2 protein-coding genes are annotated in these 1,134 nt (G+C 38.6%); both read left to right on the plus strand.

The window, feature by feature from the left end; genetic code table 11:
• Positions 1-92 precede the first annotated feature (92 nt).
• Positions 93-278, plus strand: coding sequence for a hypothetical protein (locus A3756_RS23350; RefSeq protein WP_068513214.1), 186 nt, complete (start codon positions 93-95; stop codon positions 276-278).
• 132 nt (positions 279-410) lie between these two features.
• On the plus strand, positions 411-1,134 hold a 724-nt coding region (locus A3756_RS23355), incomplete at its 3' end, for a RecQ family ATP-dependent DNA helicase (protein ID WP_156490724.1).

The following is a 1,134-nucleotide window of genomic DNA, read 5'->3' on the forward strand; positions in this document are numbered from 1 at the left end:
GAGTTAGCAAAGTATCATTTAGACCTAGTCGTTGTTCCTCGGCTGCTTAACAATAAAAAGGAAATAATTGATAGTCAGAAAGAGGTGTCAAAATGCAATTAGCAGAACTGATCACCGATATTCTTGTGATACTTTTTACCTCTAGTATTACCGCGCTGGTAGTTAGAAATTATTACATTAAAACGATATCCGAAGGCGAGGAAGCTTATCGAGAACTTTATGAATATGCTCAGCATATGGAATCTCAGATTAACTGTCCGTCTAATGTCCCTAACTGACATAGCTCTTAACTCGTAAGATTATCTCAAGCGTTACGACATACGCGATACAACCTACTTGGCTTGTAAGGTATTTGAAAACTATGGCGGTAGGTTAGAGCTTCATTACTATAAAGAACACGGTTATTTAACATGGATATCAAGACAACTAGCACGCACGAAACCTTAAAGAAGTATTTCGGATACGATTCTTTTCGCTTAAATCAAGAAGACGTCATAAATCGTACGCTCAACCATGAATCTAGTTTAGTAATTATGCCAACGGGTGGCGGTAAGTCTATTTGTTATCAGCTGCCGGCCATACTTTTAGAAGGTTTAACAATAGTCATATCTCCACTTATTGCACTTATGCAAGACCAAGTCTCTTCTCTAAAGGAGAATGGAATTAAAGCAGAAGCTTTGAATAGTTCATGTAGCGAGGCTGATATCCAAATTATTCAAGAGCGTGTAGCTTACGGTGATATCAAATTACTATATGTGTCACCAGAAAAGGCACTTACCTGGGGATTTATGCAATGGATTCAATCTATCAAGGTCGATCAGATTGCGATAGACGAGGCGCATTGTGTCTCGGTGTGGGGAAATGACTTTAGACCTGAGTACACGCAACTTAGCCAATTAATAAGATTATTCCCAAATATTCCTGTTGTGGCTTTAACTGCGACAGCTGATGCGGCCACGCAAAAAGATATTAAAATCCAGCTTGGCATTTACGAAGCAAAAACATTCTTATCTAGTTTTGAACGTAAGAACATAGAAATTGATGTGTTGCCTGCGAAAAAGCGTATAGAGACAATTAAGAAGTTTGTGAAAGCACGAGAGGGGAAAGCGGGTATTGTTTACTGTCTTAGCAAAA

The sequence above is a fragment of the Oleiphilus sp. HI0086 genome, assembly GCF_001635225.1.

Coding starts and splice junctions, on each gene's coding strand:
- A3756_RS23350 (WP_068513214.1), top strand. CDS start 93: ATGCAATTAGCAGAACTGATCACCGATATTCTTGTGATACTTTTTACC.